Consider the following 17,014-nt stretch of genomic DNA (forward strand, 5'->3'; position numbering starts at 1 on the left):
CGCTTCACGGCAACCATGTCAACCGCCCAAGCCCGCATCATGGTTCGACAGGCTTGCAGCTTGCGTGCGGTAACTATGTACCACCTTTCTTCATTCCATGTTGCCTAGTCTGGCGCCTCACTGACGGCTGTATCGCCTTGAGGCGCCTGATCGAGAAGCAACGATGACTATTGCAAAAACGCCCCTGCTGTTCCCCGAAATATTCAAAGCCCAGCGCCTGGATGAATTGACCATGCCCCACGGGTTGACCCAGGCAGATCTTGACTGGCTGCATCACGCTGCCCTGCCCAACTACACGCAACGCGGCGAGCAGTCACCCGCAATGACGATCGAAACGATCACCCTGGATGTCCAGGGCAAACCCTTGATCCCGCTCGCCGGATGCCTGGTGCTCAGCGCGCCGGGCGATTACCCGGCATTCCTCTATACACCGTACGGCGGCATCGCAAAGTTCGATAGCCCGGAAACCCTCGAGCACAAGCTTGATGAAATGCTGGCGACACCGCTGGAACGCAATGAGCTGTTTCGCCTCCTTTCGCTCTCCCAGCGCAACGAACTCAATGACGCATCCTTCCAGAAAACCCGCCGAACAGTCTACGGAGATCCGCTCGAGACACGATTGGCATCGATCCGAAATGCCCAGGAACTCAACGCCCGGGCAATGGTGCATGAGTTGCTCCAGGTTCCGTCGCTGGCAGCGATGCTCGACCAGATATTGCAGGAGCTGTTGGACAACTTCGATCATAAGCAGGCACGCGTCTCGCTTAGCCTCATCAAGGGCGCGGACGTCCCGTTACAGCAGTGGACCCGGAACATGCCACTGAGTGATGCAGTGCTGATCTACTTCCATCATCAAGGCTGGCCTGACGGATACGAGGCGGCTTTCACTCACCCCGCCACCGAGGAGTCGCCCGCAAACGCCTTGCACTGGCAAACCATGGTAAAGCTCACCGCAAGGAATCTGGTGCGCCATCTCACTGATCGTCTCAAGGCCTACTGGGACGCTGCGAGTCCCCTGAACATTTCACGGCGACAGTTCCTGTCCCGTGTCATCGACGACAAGCTGCGGTCAGCGATCGTTATCGAACGCGAAAAAGGCTACCTGACAGAAGCACAAAGCAGCGAGCTGCATCGCCTGTTTCGGCCATCTCGCCAGGACGAGAGGTTGATGTTCATCGAAACGGTTCGCCTCTGGGACCATGCAACCCACAGCGTCGAACTGGCGGGCTCGTTGATGATCAGCGCGAATGGCCACTACCTTTACACCCCTGGCAAAGGCATTCAGAAAGTTGACCATCATCTGGACTTCAGGGATACGTTGCTGGGCCCGCCCACCGCGGCCCCGCAAATGGACGCCCTCTATGGGCTGCTGAGCCTTGAAGAACGCAACCGTTTTCTGCGCTTCGATGCTCCGCAGGTTTCCGGCAAAGAGGTGGGCTTGCCCGTAGCCGAGTCCCTGGGCCAGGCGATCATTGCCAAACAGCTGGACAATATTCACTTCGCGCTGGAAATGTCCCGCCAGGGCGAGTTTGACACCCATGCGCTGGTGGACAAGGCGCTGGACATACGCACCCTGATCGACAACAGCCTGCTTGACCAGAAGGTAGACGGGCACTGGGGCGCGCGGCCGGCGTTTTATGGAAACCTGCGCCCCTCCAATTTCATCGCCGATGTGCTGCAAAGAAAGCTCAAGACCTATGCCAGCGTGCAAGACGCTATTGATACCGAGTTCCGGCTGTTACCCCATTCAAGCGAATCAGAGCTGCTGGGTAGCGAGCTGAGTAAGCTGCTTTCCAAGCTGTGCAGTGCTTTTTCCCTGGGCATCCGAGAGGAGGCCGAGCTGCGGCAGCTCAACGGGACGCTGTCGACCGACGTCCACAAGCTGATCAACAGCGTGTTTGCCTTCGACGCAAACTACCCCGACCGTGAACAACGCCCAAGCGTCAAAGGTTTCCGCCCGGACGTATATTCGCTGAAGTTGACCTGCACAACGGAAGGCGCCACGACCGCCGTTTCTCCGGCCAGTTGCTTCCTGCTGACCGAGCGTGGCGGGCTGGATACGCCTTTTTCCGGCACGGCAATCCTGTGGATCCCCATTTGCGGACTCAAGGTTTTTCCGTCCGTCGCCCTTGCCAGCCAACAGTTGAATCAATACCTGTCCGACTCCCGGTCGCGTTTCGATGTGCTGTCCAATCTCACGCCCGCGCAACGTAATCCCCACGCCAGCTACCAGCTCGAGGCGTTTGAACTGATCGAAGGCAACGTGCTGATGAATCGGATGACTTCGTTCAGCGAACACTTCGCGGCCGAACACGCGTATCTGCGTGCTTTAAAGATAGGGGACTGGCGACTGGCCGAGCCGGCATTGCTCGAAGGTTTGAAAGCGCTGCTGGAAAAAGGCGCCCCGACCAACCTGTCAAACGCCGAGCGCATCGCCCACTCCAACAGGTTTCAGCAAAAGCTTCCCGCCTGGCTGGGCGCCGCCTCGCTCGAGGATCAACGCCTGCATATCGAGTTGCTTGAACAATATCGAAACAGCGTAACCGAGGACAAGGACTACCTGGACGGTATAGAACCGCTACGCGCCTACGTCGAAAGAACCTTGAAAGCGCTGCTGAAAACGCGCTTCCCCGGCATCGATCTTGACCCCGCCACGCTGCTGATTTCGCCCCATCTCGCGCTGGCAGGCCCGGCGAGCAGCCTGACCGAGTTCGCGTTGAATCATCTCGACAGTCGTCAGCGACCCGGCTTCAAGATTTCATCGATGTCACAACAAAAACTCCCCGACAACTTGACCGAGACCGCCGTCAGGCAAACGCTGCTATCGCTGGGTACTTCAACCCACTACAGGGCGCATGTGCTGGAAAAGCTCTCCGACAGCGTTGCTGACATCCAGCAAAGGAAAAGCCGATTTTATCGACAACTACCCTGGCAACTGCTGCAACACGCCCACGAGCGATATTTGCAACAGGGTCTCTCTCCTGTTGCTTTCAGGCTGATCAGCCAAGTGTTCGATATGCCGGACAGCATCGCCCGGCTGGCAACGGAGGGGGGCGAGGCAACCATTCGCCCGATTGAGCTGATCAAGACGCAAGGCGCCGAAGCCGTCAAGGCGACAGGGCTTTATCTGATCGGGTCGAGCGTCGACGCAAAAGCCCCCCATATCCTGTATTCGCCTTACCATGAAGGCGACGTCTTCACCGAGCTCGCGAGCGAAGCGAGCGTCATCGCCGCTTTCAACCGGCCAGGGTCGCTTCAGGACATGCTGATTCACCGGCTTCCGGAAAGCCAGCAGGCCACGTTCCGGAACCTCTTCGCGTCCACGGCTGGAGAACTCTCGGAAATAACCCTGGCTTCGAACCCGATCTCCAGCCTCCTCAATACGTTGTTCAACGACAACAACTCATTGCTGGCAGGCATGCTGAAAACCCAAACCGATGAGACACGCCAATTCGACTGGCAAACCGTCGGGCATCTTTTCAGCACCGGCATCAAGGCCCTTGGTCGGGTATTGCCGGGCAAACTCGCCTTGATCGAGACACTCATGGACGCCTATGAAGATTTCAAAGCCTCCTCCGAGGCCTTTCAGCAAAATGACTGGGGAGCAGGCTTGCATAACTTCATTTCCGGCGCGGCGGAAATGGTCTCCCTGGGCTGGCTCAATCGGGACGATACCTTCGGCCTGCTCGATCCGGTCGGTCCCGCTGCCCTGCCGCACCCTGCGCTAAAAAAACCAACTGATTGGCAGCGCCTGACCGGTGCAGCGCGGACCGACCTGCAGGCTTTCGTAGATCTCAAGGTCAGCCTGGCCGACCTGAAGAAACATGCAAGCGACGGTACTCATGAGGCCCTGGCGTCCGGCAAGCGCTACGCCCCGGTGTTCGGCAAGGTTTTTCAGGTAGCAAAGGCTGCCCACGATTGGCGCATCGTCCACCAGAATGGAGAAGGGCCGATACTCAAGCGCTCGCCCGAGTCCGGGCGGTGGACCATTGATCCAGACTCGCAGCACATCCGCTACGGCAAAGTGATGTCGACGCTGACCGATGTGTATAGCGACTTCAACGCGAAGGAGGTCCTCAATATTGAAGCACGGGGCATGAAGCAGATACGGCGGATATCCCCCTCCCGCGCCAACATGATCGAGCAAGCCCTGGAGACGGCACGGCATTACTCCTGCAACGCGCTGCAAAATCTTGAACAGGTCAAAGGCGGCGTGCCTGCGGGTTCTCGACTGGACACGTTCCTGAAGTTTTTCCTCGGTGTCAGGGCAATCGACGCTGGCCTTGTAAAAAAAATCCACAGCGCTGTCGCCCCCATCTGCCAGACGTTAGCAGATCCGTTGTGGTTGCGGCAGAACGGCAGTCGCATCGTAATCGGCATCACCAAAAGCGCCCACTATGATGCGAGTGCCTTCGTATTAGAGGGCGGCAAGGGCGGCAGGATTTATCTCACCCAAGAGTTTTTCGCCATGGTGCCGGATTGGTACAGCAGTGCCGTGCCCGATACATTCAATGTCGACGCGCACGCCCAAGGCGCAACCTTCATTCATGAACTGTCCCATCTGCTGCGCGACACACTGGATATCGTCTACCTGGCCGCCTACTTACCATTCCACGACCTCATTTTAACAGTGACTCCATTGGCACAAGAAAAAGCCGCTGAACAAAAGGACCTGCAACTCAACGGTTTTTCGTGGACCACGCCGCGCGCACGCCTGTTCACGGATTGGGACCGTGCAACCCACTCGCTCAAGAGTCTCGACCTCCTGCCCTGGCACAAAGACACCGTCAAAACAATTCTGCAGATCACCCGCACTGCAAATCTGGAGCAAGCCCGCGACGCATTCCTGAACCTGAACTCAGCGGATCGACGGATCGACGTCATATTTAAAAATGCCGACTCTATAACGCTGCTCATTTGTGAGCTGGGGCGACAATTGGATCCGCCTCCGGTGGCTACGCCATAGTGGGTACACCCTTCCTGGAATGCGGGTCGATTTGATCTTTTTTTCACGCCGCTCGTGCGACGGTAAGGCTATACGGGGCAACGCCCGGCTTTATCACATTAAAAACAAGGGTATTTGATGCTTAATCGCCATGTCGGTTGTTCTCGGCAGCTGCCGTCGAAGGTTAGAATGCGGCAAACCAGGAACAGCCAATGACCGAACGAATACTCTCGGAAGCCGAATACGACGCCATCAGCGATGCGGCCGCGCATTGGTGCATGCGTATGCACGCTGATGACTGCACCGATGCCGACCGATTGGCGTTCAAGCAATGGCATGACGCCGACCCTCTGCACGCTTTCGAATACCAGGCCATGCTGGAAATCTGGGGCGTGGCCGAGCATCTGCCGCGTGTCGAATCCGCGCCGACCCCGCCAGCCCGGCGGCCACGGCCGCGCTGGAGCCGTCTGGCTGTCGCCGCCGCGGTGATCGCGCTGGGCTTGCCCCTGGCCGCGATTACCGGTTGGAACATGGGGTGGCTGCCTGACTCGTACCAGCGCCTGGAAGCCGGCGCGAGCGTACGTCATGTCACGCTGGGCGATGGCAGCCAGGTGGAGCTCAATCTTGGCAGCGAACTGGTGTTCGCCAACTACAAGCATGAGCGTCGGGTCACGCTGAAAAAAGGCGAGGCGTTCTTCGATGTCAGTCACGACACCCGGCATCCTTTCGTCGTTCGGGCGGGCCAGGGCCAGGTGCGTGTGACAGGCACCCGTTTCAACGTGTGGATGTATCAGGACCAGGTTCGGGTCACACTGGTGGAAGGCTCGGTATGGGTGACCAGCAACATGAACGCCACTGCGGGCGGCTCGCAACTGTCACCGGGGATGCAGGCAAGCTACAAGGCGGGCGATTTCCAGCCGCAGGTACGCGAGATCGAACCCGGCGACAGCTCCCTGGCCTGGCGCAACGGCAAGTTGGTGCTGAATGACCTGGCCCTTTCCGACGCACTGCCATTGATCAATCGCTACCTCGAACGTCCCGTCATGCTGGCCGACCATGCTACCGGCACCCTGCGTGTCGGCGGCATCTACAACCTCAACGAAGTGAAGAACCTCGTGCCCTCGCTGCCCAAGGTCCTGCCGATCTATCTGACCCAGAACCAGGACGGCAACCTGGTCCTCAATTCCATCGGCCATCATCCGGCCAAACATTAAAAAGCCGCGCCCATTCGGGTCGCGGCTTTTCTTCACGACAAAGCTGCCTTACTGCGTCGCGACCCTGCCCGCCTCATCACGCTCGCGGATGACTTTGGCCTGGTAGTTCGGATCGGCCTTGATCTGCTGTTCGGTAAAGGGCAGCGTGCTCCACTGCCGCTTCGAGAACGCCTGGGTCTGGTCCGCCGAGTAAGGCGAGGCCGGGTCACTGGAAATGGAAAACGCCAGCAGTCCCTGGGCCTGGGGGCCGCTGCCATCGAATGTCACCACTTGCAGATAGCTGGTGCCGCTGACCACTTCCCGCTTGCCGTTCGCCCCCGGCACACTCTGGATCGCGTTATAGATTCCCAGCTCCGCCGGGCCGCCGTGGATCGGCGTCTGGCGACCGCCCTGACTGGCAACCTGGACGTCCCGCCAGCGGCTGTCCGCCGCCAGCCCTGCCGATTTCACCGACTCCAGTGAAGCCAGCATGGCCTGGCGCAGCGCCTCGGCCACCGCAGGCCGCTCGATTGCCAGGCCCCGCGGAGTGTGTTGCGGATCTTTCGGATCGAACGCGACGCGCCAGGTATCAGGCACGGCTTGCAGCGTCTTCATGATCTGCTGGAAATGCACGAAGCCGACGCCGCTGTCCAGGCTCGCCGTGCGATCCCAGGCCTTCAGGCGGGTGCATACTTCGGTCAGAGCTGCGGCATCAGCCTTCAGGTCCCCGGCGCAGAAGGCCAGCAGGTCCGGCATCAACTGTTCCGCCAGGTAAACCTGGTCGTCCATGACCATGCGCTGCAACTCATCCACTTGCACCGGCCCGTCTTTGCCAAACTGGCCCAGTCGATCCAGCGCGAAACGTGCGCGCAACCCCAGCGGTTGGTCCTGCTGGCTGATCAGTGGCGAATAACCGGACAAGGGCTGAGCGGGATTGACCATCCAGGCCGAATCGTTGGAGTTCTGCACGTAATCACGACGCGACAACTGCGGCAGTTTGTCGGCGGCATAGATGCCCTTCTGCGCGGCCTTGGGGTCCACGCTCCAGTTGCATTCGCTGCGCGAGCCATCCAGCACGATCAGTTTCAGCCCGGCCCTCGGATCACTGCACCGCGCCAGCTTGGCCGCGTCAACGTTGGGCACCACCGAAACGTTCATGTAGAGACTTTGTCCCTGGTCGTCCACCGCCAGGGTATTGACCCAGGGAATCCCGTGGATCCGCTGGACCGACGCCTGCAGATCCTTGAGCGTGACCGCCTGATTCATGGCGTACCACTGCGCCAGCACCCGATCGTTCTCCAGGTTCGCGTCCCGCAGGCTGTAGGCGAAGCGGTTGTCCCAGTCCAGCTTGCCGGGCCATTGCACCACCGGCCCGAATTGCGAGCCGTACACCACCCGCGAAACCGGCTTGATCTGCCCGTCGGCCTGCTTGACGTCCACCGTGACCACCTGCTGGCTCATCGGCACTGACTTGCCATCCAGCAGATAGCGGGTCGGGTCCTTCGGGTCGAGCTGCAGGCGGTACAGGGTGAAATGCTTGGAGGTGTCGACGGTGTGGGTCCAGGCCAGGTGCTGGCTGAAACCGATATTGATCATCGGCAAGCCGGGCAACGCGGCGCCCATGACATCCAGCTTGCCGGGAATGGTCAGGTGCATCTGATAAAAGCGCATGCCGCCCACCCAGGGGAAATGGGGATTGGCGAGTAACATGCCGCGACCGTTGAACGAACGTTCGCTGCCGATTGCCACGGCATTGCTGCCGCGGTCGAGGGCGAAGCGCTGCTGGCGGGTCGCGGCGACCTCGAAGCCGGACATCGAGGTGTCGGCCTGTGTGGTCGCCTTGGGCGGCTGCGCGCCCGCCACGGCCTCGGCGAACTGGCCGACGCCACCTTCCACCAACAGACGCCGGGTCAGTTTGACCAGGTCCAGCGCAGTAATTGGCCTCACCCATTCGCTGGCGCACTGTGCGGGCAAGCCCTGTGCCTTGCGCTCGGCCAGTGCGCGGTTGTAACCGGCCACGTAGCCTTCGACCAGTTGCTGCACCTGGGGCGTCTGGGCCTGCCAGAAACCGGATACGGCCTGCGGCGTGTTGAGCCAGCTGAAAAACAGGTCGCTGGCCCGGTTGGACCGCTGCTCCAGGGTGACCTGTTCGGGGCCGAAGTAACGCGAGCGCTGGCCGTTGACCGTCACGATCTCATTGGCCAGCAGGCAAAGATTATCCTGGGCATACGCGTACCCGATGCCGTAGCCCAATCCACGCTCATCCTGGGCGCGTATGTGCGGCACGCCAAAACTGGTGCGGCGAATCTCGGCGCTGGCCTGCTCCACCTCTCCTCGCGCGCTGACAACGGTACTGACACCCAGGGCCATCCCCAGCAACGCACCCGCAAGGCAAAACCTCGATAACTGCCCGGACATTCTCACGCTCACTCCTGATCAAAAACCAATACGCCTCCCTTGGGAACGAACCGGATGAAAAAAATTTAACCGCGGACAACCGCCTGACTGCGGGGCTTTGCTGATTTCCAGGCATTTTTTTCACATCGCCGCCTTCATGATTGGCCCTCCTCGTTCGTCTTATAGAGGAGAGCATTTCATGACCTTTTCTGATCAGGCTGTTAAGGAGTCTTTACATGCATAACGCACCAATGCCCATGGAGGGCAAGCCAGGATCGGCACGTATGTCAATGAGCACCACCAACAACGTCTTCGCCAAACCAACGGAACGCGGCGGCAATGACCACATCAGGCGCCTGCTCAAGAGCTACGGGCTGCGAACAAGCCTGATCCGCCTGAAGGTGATCGATGCGCTGGTCAAGGCCGCCGAAGAGAATCGGCAACTGGGGGTGCGGGGTGTGCATAGCCAGTTGCTGGGGCTGGACATTCCGTTGTCCTTCCTCAGTGTGCGCGAGGTGCTCAAGCGCCTGTGCAGCGAGGGGGTCGTCAGCCTCCATCCGGATAAAAGCTACAGCTTGCACCCGAGTGCGGTGGCCGTGCTCAACGCCAAGCAGTAGCCGGGGCTCAAGGCTTGACCTTGCGCCTCATCACCCCGTTGATCACCACCACGATGACCGCCACGGCAATAGCAATGTATTGAAACAGCTGCTCGCTGATCATGCCTTTACCTTGCATCCATGACAGCCCGAGCATGATTGCCAGGACAACGAGGACCACCAGGATCGAGTATTTCAAACGTTGCGAATGAGTCATTTGCCAATTTCCTGAATATATTCGTGCTGTTTCCGCGCGCCTGCCAGGCTCGTGCCCGGTGCGATGACGAGGCCGCAAACGGATGCCCATGGTACAGCCGTCGGAGCGTTTTTGGCGCAGTTACGACAGGTCCTGAACCAACAATGTGCGCCATGGAGTTCAAGACCGCTGGCGATAGGCCGATAAAGACAAGTACGTCCGTTCCACTTGTCTCTAGAAAGCCGCCATCGTGCAAGGAATCTCTACATGCCCGCATTCCGCACCATTCAAGCCCGCTATACGCTGTTCCTGGTTCTGTTCATCCTGGTGCTGTCCATCCTGACGGTGGTCGGTATCAGCTATCTGGTCGCGCCAAAGCTGCGCCAGACCGAGGAGCAAGTGGCGCTGAACCGCATTGAAGAGGTCGCGGAACAGATCCAGGGCGAGCTGAACAAGGTGCAGGCGCAGCAGCGGAGCATCACCCAGACCATCCCGCTGCTCGACAGCGACGCCATCGACAAGGTATTGCCTGGCCTGGTGGATCAATACGGCGAATTGAAGGTGTTCGGCGGCGGGATCTGGCCACTGCCCAACCAGCGCGCCGAGGGTCGCAGCAAGTTCAGCACGTTCTGGCACCGCGACGCATCCGGCAAACTGGCGGTCAACACCTTCTGGAACAGCGACGCTGCGCCGAACTATTTCGAACAGCCGTGGCACAAGGGCGGCATGGCCACCCCTCCCGGCAAATGCGCCTGGGCCGCTGCCTACAAGGACGACGCCAGCGCCGAGCCTCGGACCAACTGCGCCATGGCGATCCAGAAGAACGGCGCGCCTTACGGCGTTTCCACCATTGACGTGACCCTGGGCTTTTTCAACGATCTGATCGCGCGCAAGGAAGCGGAACTGAGCGCCGAGATGTTGATCGTCGAAGCCGACGGCAAGATCATCAGCAACAGCTCGCGTATCAGCGGGCCGATCGTGCTGAAAAACATCAGCGAACTGGCGGCTACCTCGCCGTTCGCCGCCCAGGTCAAGGCAGGCCTGGCCAACCGTGACCAGCCGTTGCAACGACTCGAGTTCGACAACAAGGGTGAGGCCAGCACGTTTTTCATGCGCCCCATCGAAGGCTCCCCATGGTTCCTCGCCACTGCCCTGCCGACCCGCCTGATCACCGCCCAGCGTGACGACGTGTTGAGCACGCTGAGCCTGCTGCAGATTCCGCTGGTGATCCTGTTGGTGCTGATGCAGTTGTACGCCATCCGCCAACTGACCCACCGCATGAAGGTCCTCAAAGGCAATATCGACGCGCTGTCCACTGGCGATGCCGACCTGACCCGACGCATCACCATCCGTGCCGAAGACGAACTGGGCGCCATTGGCCATTCGGTCAACCGGTTCATCGCCTATCTGCAAGACATGATCGGCGAAGTCACCCAGGCCACCGGCGCCATGGCCTCGGGCCTGGACAGCCTGCAGCGGAGTTCGGCCCACACCAGCGAAATCCTGATGCGCCACGCCTCGGAAACCGACCAGACCGTGACAGCCATCACCGAAATGAGCTCCACCGCCGAAAGCGTGGCGCAAAACGCCGCCGAAACGGCAGCGTTCACCCAGCGCGCCAATGAGCATGCCGATCGTTCGCGGGTCGTGGTCGGTGAAGCGTCCAACAGCGTCGTGGCGCTGATCGATGAAGTGGCCAGCGCCACGCGCAAAGTCGAAGACATGCAGCAAGACGCGCAACGCATCACCGAGATTCTCGGCGTGATCGGCGCCATCGCCGGGCAGACCAACCTGTTGGCCCTCAATGCCGCCATCGAAGCGGCCCGGGCCGGCGAGCAGGGCCGTGGCTTCGCGGTAGTCGCCGACGAAGTCCGCGCCCTCGCCGCCCGCACCCAGGCCAGCACCTCGGAAATCAATGAAATGCTGACCCGCCTGACCCAGGGCGTAACCTCGTCGGTCGCGGCCATGGAAAACACCCAGGCCAGTTGCCAATCGGCGGCCGACGCCACGTCCCGGGTCAACTCGGGCCTGGATGAAATGGCCGGCTCCGTCAGCCAGATCAACAGCCTGAGCACCCAGATCGCCACCGCTGCCGAACAGCAGAGCGCAGTGACCGAGGAAATCAACCGCAGCATGGTGCAGATCCGCCATATGGTCGAGGAACTGGTGGAAAGCGGCCTGGCCAGCCAGAACAACACCCGCCAGCTGCTGGAAGCCAACAGCCGGGTGAATGCGATCATGGGGCGGTTCAAGGTTCGTTGAATCTATCCCACCGTGGCGAGGGAGCTTGCTCCCGCTGGGCTTGCGCAGCAGCCCCTTTGGGCCTCGCCTCGGTGTGTCAGGCTGATAATAAAGCAATCTTAGGGCCGCTTCGCGGCCCAGCGGGAGCAAGCTCCCTCGCCACGAGAGTTGCGTTCCCGAGCTGACAATTCTGTAATCCGCGCCTCAGCCTCGTGTCAGCCGCTCGCCGCTACTCTGTTATCCTCCTTCCAAACTGTTCGCTACGAGACCATACACATGGCCCATCCCCTGCACCTGCTCGCCTTGAGTACCTTGCTCATTTCCGCCCTGGCCCAGGCCGCCGAACCGGCGACCATCGATGTGCACCGCGACGCCAATTGCGGTTGCTGCAAGAAGTGGATATCCCACTTGCAGGAGAACGGTTTCAAGGTCAACGACCATGTCGAGGCCGACATGAGCGCGGTCAAGCAACGCCTCGGCGTCGCGCCCAACCTGCGTTCCTGCCACACCGCTGAAATCAACGGCAAATTCGTCGAGGGCCACGTTCCGGCCGAGCAGGTGCTGGCATTGAGCAAACGCGACGACCTGCTTGGCGTGGCCGCGCCCGGCATGCCGATGGGCTCGCCAGGCATGGAAATGGACGGCATGAGCGATGCCTACCAGGTGATCGGGCTGAAAAAAGACGGGACGCAAACCGTGGTGGCGGACTATCCGGCCCATTGATGGGCGAGGCGTATATCGGGCTGTTCTTTGCAGCGTTTGGCGCGGCGACCCTGTTCCCGTTGCAATCCGAGGCGCTGCTGGTGGGCCTGCTACTCAGCGAACGTTACGCCATTTGGCTGCTGGTGGCAGTGGCAACCTTGGGCAACGTCCTCGGTTCCCTGGTGAACTGGTGGCTGGGTACACGCCTGGAACAGTTCAAGGATCGCCGCTGGTTTCCGGTCAGCCCGTCCCACCTGGACAAGGCCCGTCGGCACTATCAACGGTATGGCTACTGGTCGCTGCTGCTCAGTTGGCTGCCCATCATCGGCGATCCGCTGACCTTGATCGCAGGCGTGATGGGTGAGCCCTGGCGGCGCTTCCTGTTGATCGTGACGCTCGCCAAAGGCTTGCGTTATGGCGTGCTCACCTGGGCGACCCTCGGCTGGATGGGTTGAACGTTCCTGCGCTTGGGTTGCCTGTGGTTAATGTCGCCATAATCGAGCCGTTCCAGGATCGGCCGGTCGCCTCAAGGAGATTGCTCATGTCGCGTTTGACCGCCCGCTGGCTGCCCAGCCTGTTCCTCACCGCTGCCTTGCCAATGCTCGCCCAGGCCGCGAACCCACCTGAAGGCCCGGCCTATGGCCCGCAGCTTGAGGGTTTCGAGTACCCCTATACGCTCAAGCATTTTGCCTTGCAGTCCCAGGGTAAATCGCTGCAGATGGGCTATATGGACGTGCCCGCCCAAGGCAAGGCCAACGGCCGGACGGTGGTGCTGATGCATGGCAAGAATTTCTGCGCCGCCACCTGGGGCGATTCGATCAAGGTGCTCAGTGACGCCGGTTACCGGGTCATCGCCCCGGACCAGATCGGTTTTTGCACGTCGAGCAAGCCGGACCATTACCAGTACAGTTTCCAGCAGTTGGCGATCAACACCCAGGCCCTGCTCAAGGCCCTCGGCGTACAGAAGGCCATCGTGCTGGGCCACTCCACCGGTGGCATGCTTGCCACCCGCTATGCCTTGCAGTTCCCCGACCAGGTCGAACGCCTGGCGATGGTCAACCCCATCGGCCTCGAGGACTGGAAAGCCCTTGGCGTGCCTTACCGCACCGTGGACCAATGGTACGAGCGCGAGCTGAAACTCAGCGCCGAGGGCATTCGCAACTACGAGCGCAACACCTATTACGGAGGACGCTGGAAACCGGAGTTCGAGCGTTGGGTCGACATGCTCGCCGGCTTGAACAAGGGCCCGGGACATACACACGTGGCGTGGAATTCGGCGCTGATCTACGACATGATCTTCACCCAGCCGGTCTATTACGAGTTCAAGGACCTGAAGGTCCCCACGCTGCTGTTGATCGGGACGTCCGACACCACCGCCATCGGCAGTGACATTGCCCCGCCAGCCGTGAAAGCCCGGCTGGGCCGTTACGAGGTGCTGGGCAAACAGGTCGCCGGACTGATTCCGCAGTCGACCCTGGTGGAATTCCCCAACCTGGGGCACGCGCCGCAAATGGAAGAGCCGGCGCGGTTCCACCAGGCCCTGCTCGGCTGGCTGGACAAACCCATTCCCTGATAGAGGTGTTCCATGGCGGTGCAAATAGCGGTCATCGACGATTGGCAAGACGTCGCCAAGGACGTGGTGGACTGGTCGGTGCTCGATAGCATTGGTGAAGTGGCCTTCCTACACGATTACCCCGCCGACCGCGACACCCTCGCCGAGCGCCTGCAACGCTTCGACGTCATCTGCGTGATGCGCGAGCGCACCCGCTTCGACGAAGAGCTGCTGCGCCGCCTGCCCAACCTGAAGCTATTGCTGACCGGCGGCATGCGCAACGCCGCCCTCGACCTCAAGGCTGCCGCGACACTGGGCATCCAGATCTGCGGCACCGAGAGCTACAAGCACGCTGCGCCGGAACTGACCTGGGCGCTGATCATGGCCCTGAGCCGCAATCTTGTACCGGAAGCCAACGCCCTGCGCGCCGGGCTGTGGCAACAGGGCCTGGGCGGTGACTTGCACGGCAAGACCCTGGCGATCCTGGGCCTGGGCAGCATCGGCACGCGCGTGGCGCAGTTCGGCCAAGTGTTCGGCATGCGTGTGATCGCCTGGAGCGAGAACCTGACCGCCGAGCGAGCCGCCGCAGCCGGCGTGCAATACGTGAGCAAACAAGCGCTGTTCGAGCAGGCCGATATCCTCTCGATCCACCTGGTGCTCAGCGAGCGCAGCCGGGGCCTGGTGGACGCCCAGACCCTGGGCTGGATGAAACCCGAGGCGCTGCTGGTCAATACCGCGCGCGGGCCGATTGTCGACGAGGCGGCCCTGATCGACGCACTCCGGCACAAACGCCTGGCAGGCGCCGCGCTGGACGTATTCGCCGAGGAACCATTGCCGCCCGAGCACCCGTTCCGAACCCTCGACAACGTGTTGGCCACACCTCACGTGGGTTATGTGAGCCGGCAGAATTATCAGCAGTTCTACGGCCAGATGATCGAGGACCTGCAGGCCTGGGCGGCTGGCAAGCCGATCCGGGTACTGACCGCGGCTTCGTGAAATTTTCCTGGTAGCCCCATGTGGGAGCGAGCCTGCTCGCGAAAGCGGGGTGTCAGTCGCGGATTTTCAGTCTGATCCACCGCTTTCGCGAGCAGGCTCGCTCCCACATTTGGGGGCCGTCGCCGCCGTACTGAAGCCATCAAAACGCCTCCATCCAGCCCGCCCCCTTATGGTGCGGAGCGCTGTTGAACCGCGCACGCGATTGAACCGTCGCGCCCTTCCTACCCCTGAATGTTTCAAACAACCTGCACTTCGTCGGTTCGTATTCCCCTGCTTCGTGTAAGACATTGCCGACAATCGACGTGATTGTCGGACAATTCGACGAACCGAACCGCAGCGCTCTAGCTTCTGACCTAGACTGCCTTTCCGTGGGGAAAACCGACCGGTCATCCGAAGGAAAAAAAGTCGAAACTTTTCACAACGGCGACAGGTCAGGTTAGAGGAAGGGCAACAACTGCTGGAGCATTCCTTGCAACGGCCCCCTCACCTGATTCGCTTCGCCGCATTGGGCAGCGCTTTGCTCTCCTTGCGTAGCGCTCGTGCGCCTGGCCGCAGGATTCGGCCAATGAAACAACAGCTCTGGCGCTTGCCGGAAACAGATCGAGAAATAGGAGTTATTTATGATCAGTGCTGCCTTGGAACCACAGCAAGTCCGCTCTCAATTACCGCCGGCGGCTGAATCGCCGACGGCACCGGTGCTGGCCACCGGAGGCAAGGCACTGCTCCCTGTCGTTCGACAGAACCCCAACCGCAAGAAGATCCTGTTCGTGACCTCGGAAATCGCCGACCTGGTCAAGACCGGTGGCCTGGGCGACGTTTCTTCCGCCCTGCCCCGGGCCATGGCCGGCCTGCATGATGTCCGGGTGCTGATCCCCGGGTATCCGCAAGTCATGAACAGCGGCAATCCGATCCATATCATCGGTGAACTGGGCGGCCACGCAGCGCTGCCGCCGTGCAAGATCGGCCGCATGGACATGGCCGACGGTCTGGTGATCTACGTCCTGATCTGTCCCGAACTGTATGCCCGCGAAGGCTCGCCCTACGGCGCCAACAATGGCCGCGACTGGCCGGACAACCACATCCGCTTCGCCCGCCTGGGCCTGGCCGCAGCCGACATCGCCGCCAATCTGGCGCAGATCCACTGGTGCCCCGACCTGGTCCATGCCCACGACTGGCCGGCCGGCCTGGCCCCCGCCTATATGCACTGGCGCGGCCAACGTACCCCGACCCTGTTCACCATCCACAACCTGGCGTACCAGGGCGTGGTCAGCCTGGCTTCCTGCCCGGAGCTGGGCATCCCGGAGCACGCGCTGCAACAGGAAGGCATGGAGTTCTACGGCAAGCTGTCGTTCCTCAAGGCCGGCATGGCCTATTCCAGCCACATCACCACGGTCAGTGCTACCTACGCCCAGGAAATCACCACCCCGGCGTTCGGCTGCGGGCTTGACGGGTTCCTCGCCGCCAAAACCCAACAAGGCCTGCTCAGCGGGATCCCCAACGGCATTGACGAGAGCTGGGATTCGGCGACCGACTCACATCTCCAGCGCCAGTTCTCCATTGGCGACTGGGAAGGCAAGGCGGTCAACGCTGCCCACGTACGCAACCTGTTCGGCCTGGATGACACCACCGGCCCGCTGTTCGCCGTGGTATCGCGCCTGGTGTATCAGAAAGGCCTGGACCTGACCGAGGCCGTCGCCGAATTCATCGTCGAGTCCGGCGGGCAGATCGCGATCATTGGCCGCGGCGAACCGGAAGAAGAACAGGCCATGCGTGAACTGGCGCTGCGCTTCCCCGGCAAGATCGGCGTGCGCATCGGCTTCAACGAAACCGATGCCCGGCGGATGTTCGCTGGCAGCGATTTCCTGCTGATGCCATCGCGCTACGAGCCGTGCGGCTTGAGCCAGATGTACGCCCAGCGCTTCGGCTCGCTGCCGGTAGCGCGCAATACCGGCGGCCTGGCGGACACCATCGAGGATGGCATCACCGGGTTCCTGTTCGACGAGTCCACCGTGGAAAGCTACAAGCAGGCCCTGAGCCGGGCTTTCAAGGTATTCGAGTTTCCCGAGTTGCTCAATGCCATGCGTTGCCGGGCGATGTCGGCCCCCTTCAACTGGTCCAAGGCCGTAGAGCCCTATGCCGAACTTTATGAACAACTGGTAGCTAAATCGCTGGGAAAATCGGCCAGACAATGAGGTA

At 61.0% G+C, this 17,014-nt stretch carries 11 protein-coding genes; 9 read left to right on the plus strand and 2 right to left on the minus strand.

Annotation, left to right across the window (positions count from 1 at the left end):
• Positions 1–163: 163 nt before the first annotated feature.
• Together J3P97_RS15205 and J3P97_RS15210 are read left to right on the plus strand one after the other, a co-directional pair.
• Positions 164–4,966, plus strand: coding sequence for a dermonecrotic toxin domain-containing protein (locus J3P97_RS15205; protein WP_434672134.1), 4,803 nt, complete (start codon positions 164–166; stop codon positions 4,964–4,966).
• Positions 4,967–5,157: 191 nt separating this feature from the next.
• Positions 5,158–6,159 carry a FecR family protein gene (locus tag J3P97_RS15210; RefSeq protein WP_434672135.1) on the plus strand — a complete coding sequence of 334 codons (1,002 nt, stop codon included), beginning with the start codon at positions 5,158–5,160 and terminating at the stop codon, positions 6,157–6,159.
• A 48-nt stretch (positions 6,160–6,207) separates the two neighbouring features.
• Here J3P97_RS15210 and pvdQ read toward each other — a convergent pair whose 3' ends face one another.
• A complete protein-coding gene (gene pvdQ, locus J3P97_RS15215) occupies positions 6,208–8,556 on the minus strand; it encodes a bifunctional acylase PvdQ (RefSeq protein ID WP_434672136.1) in 2,349 nt (782 codons plus the stop codon).
• Between the two features lie 215 nt (positions 8,557–8,771).
• Between pvdQ and J3P97_RS15220 the strand changes: the two genes are divergently transcribed.
• A complete protein-coding gene (locus J3P97_RS15220) occupies positions 8,772–9,152 on the plus strand; it encodes a fe2+ zn2+ uptake regulation protein (protein WP_434600981.1) in 381 nt (126 codons plus the stop codon).
• 7 nt (positions 9,153–9,159) lie between these two features.
• Here the strand turns inward: J3P97_RS15220 and J3P97_RS15225 are convergent, their stop codons facing one another.
• Positions 9,160–9,348 carry a hypothetical protein gene (locus J3P97_RS15225; protein ID WP_186631798.1) on the minus strand — a complete coding sequence of 63 codons (189 nt, stop codon included), beginning with the start codon at positions 9,346–9,348 and terminating at the stop codon, positions 9,160–9,162.
• 246 nt (positions 9,349–9,594) lie between these two features.
• Between J3P97_RS15225 and J3P97_RS15230 the strand changes: the two genes are divergently transcribed.
• From J3P97_RS15230 to glgA, 6 genes are all read left to right on the plus strand, one after another.
• Positions 9,595–11,589, plus strand: coding sequence for a methyl-accepting chemotaxis protein (locus tag J3P97_RS15230; protein ID WP_305500631.1), 1,995 nt, complete (start codon positions 9,595–9,597; stop codon positions 11,587–11,589).
• A gap of 255 nt (positions 11,590–11,844) precedes the next feature.
• Positions 11,845–12,291, plus strand: a complete 447-nt coding sequence (locus J3P97_RS15235; RefSeq protein WP_305500630.1) for a DUF411 domain-containing protein — start codon at positions 11,845–11,847, stop codon at positions 12,289–12,291.
• Positions 12,291–12,725, plus strand: a complete 435-nt coding sequence (locus J3P97_RS15240; RefSeq protein ID WP_434672137.1) for a YqaA family protein — start codon at positions 12,291–12,293, stop codon at positions 12,723–12,725. The genes J3P97_RS15235 and J3P97_RS15240 overlap by 1 nt, the downstream gene beginning before the upstream one ends.
• 86 nt (positions 12,726–12,811) lie before the next feature.
• Positions 12,812–13,843, plus strand: a complete 1,032-nt coding sequence (locus tag J3P97_RS15245; protein WP_434672138.1) for an alpha/beta fold hydrolase — start codon at positions 12,812–12,814, stop codon at positions 13,841–13,843.
• Between the two features lie 12 nt (positions 13,844–13,855).
• The gene (locus J3P97_RS15250; protein ID WP_434672139.1) at positions 13,856–14,818 is read left to right on the plus strand and encodes a D-2-hydroxyacid dehydrogenase family protein; all 963 of its coding nucleotides are present in this window, start codon (positions 13,856–13,858) and stop codon (positions 14,816–14,818) included.
• 620 nt (positions 14,819–15,438) lie between these two features.
• Positions 15,439–17,010: a glycogen synthase GlgA gene (glgA, locus tag J3P97_RS15255; protein WP_434573798.1), complete on the plus strand. Its 1,572-nt coding sequence runs from the start codon at positions 15,439–15,441 to the stop codon at positions 17,008–17,010.
• The last annotated feature ends 4 nt before the right edge of the window (positions 17,011–17,014 follow it).

Source organism: Pseudomonas sp. R1-15, from assembly GCF_051132085.1.
GTDB lineage: Bacteria > Pseudomonadota > Gammaproteobacteria > Pseudomonadales > Pseudomonadaceae > Aquipseudomonas.

Bases quoted from the DNA above. Each gene is read 5' to 3' on its own strand.
- J3P97_RS15205 (WP_434672134.1), top strand. From the start codon at position 164: ATGACTATTGCAAAAACGCCCCTGCTGTTCCCCGAAATATTCAAAGCC.
- J3P97_RS15210 (WP_434672135.1), top strand. From the start codon at position 5,158: ATGACCGAACGAATACTCTCGGAAGCCGAATACGACGCCATCAGCGAT.
- pvdQ (WP_434672136.1), bottom strand. From the start codon at position 8,556: ATGTCCGGGCAGTTATCGAGGTTTTGCCTTGCGGGTGCGTTGCTGGGG.
- J3P97_RS15220 (WP_434600981.1), top strand. From the start codon at position 8,772: ATGCATAACGCACCAATGCCCATGGAGGGCAAGCCAGGATCGGCACGT.
- J3P97_RS15225 (WP_186631798.1), bottom strand. From the start codon at position 9,348: ATGACTCATTCGCAACGTTTGAAATACTCGATCCTGGTGGTCCTCGTT.
- J3P97_RS15230 (WP_305500631.1), top strand. From the start codon at position 9,595: ATGCCCGCATTCCGCACCATTCAAGCCCGCTATACGCTGTTCCTGGTT.
- J3P97_RS15235 (WP_305500630.1), top strand. From the start codon at position 11,845: ATGGCCCATCCCCTGCACCTGCTCGCCTTGAGTACCTTGCTCATTTCC.
- J3P97_RS15240 (WP_434672137.1), top strand. From the start codon at position 12,291: ATGGGCGAGGCGTATATCGGGCTGTTCTTTGCAGCGTTTGGCGCGGCG.
- J3P97_RS15245 (WP_434672138.1), top strand. From the start codon at position 12,812: ATGTCGCGTTTGACCGCCCGCTGGCTGCCCAGCCTGTTCCTCACCGCT.
- J3P97_RS15250 (WP_434672139.1), top strand. From the start codon at position 13,856: ATGGCGGTGCAAATAGCGGTCATCGACGATTGGCAAGACGTCGCCAAG.
- glgA (WP_434573798.1), top strand. From the start codon at position 15,439: ATGATCAGTGCTGCCTTGGAACCACAGCAAGTCCGCTCTCAATTACCG.